Here is a 691-nt window from a genome sequence, read left to right on the forward strand (position 1 = left end):
GGCTTCAGTTCCATACAAACCCCATCTTCACCAGATGTTTACTCACCGTCTGTTCCAGCCTGACCACCCGCTGATTAAATTGCGGCAACGAGGTTTCATAGCGATCCGCCAGCTCTTTAATCCGCTGGGTCAGCCGCTGACTGATGCGATCCATCTCGGTATGCACATCCCGGTCAATGGTCGTTAGCCATTTGTCATCCACCACCAGCTGTTTGATCTCGTCTTCCGTCAGTTCGGGGTAGTGAGCGTAAAGGGCATCATCAAGCTTTTTCTCCGCTTCTTTAATCGCCTTTTTCTGGGCAGCGATATCTTCCAGCAGTTCCAGATAGCGGTTCAGCACCACAATCTCTTTCAGGTTGTCCCGGTCTTCGTTGTCGGGGTAAATCGTTCGGTCAATCAGCGTCAGGGCATCCGACCAGAGCAACCGGCAGGTTTTGCGCCATTCTTTGATAGTGGCTTCGGTGGTCAGGAACTCATTGAGAATATCCGTCTCTTCCCGGTCGTCTGTGCGCTTAAGGCGATCCTTCACCGCTTTGGCGGTGATGGTGCCTTTGCTGTTTTTCAGGTCATCCAGAAAGCTGTCGTTTTTCAGCTCATTAAAATCGTCAATGGTGGTTTCCAGCCGCTTTTGCAGTACGGTATATTCCTGGTGCGTAGCGGCATCCAGCGCTGCCCACGCCAACTCCTGAAA

1 pseudogene is annotated in these 691 nt (G+C 52.0%); it reads right to left on the reverse strand.

From position 1 onward, the window contains the following. Positions 1-4: 4 nt before the first annotated feature. A pseudogene (locus tag J7438_RS26640) lies at positions 5-691 on the reverse strand (hypothetical protein); the annotation flags it as partial.

Origin of the sequence: Thalassotalea sp. G20_0 (assembly GCF_017744175.1) — a bacterium.
Lineage (GTDB): Bacteria > Pseudomonadota > Gammaproteobacteria > Pseudomonadales > Endozoicomonadaceae > Endozoicomonas.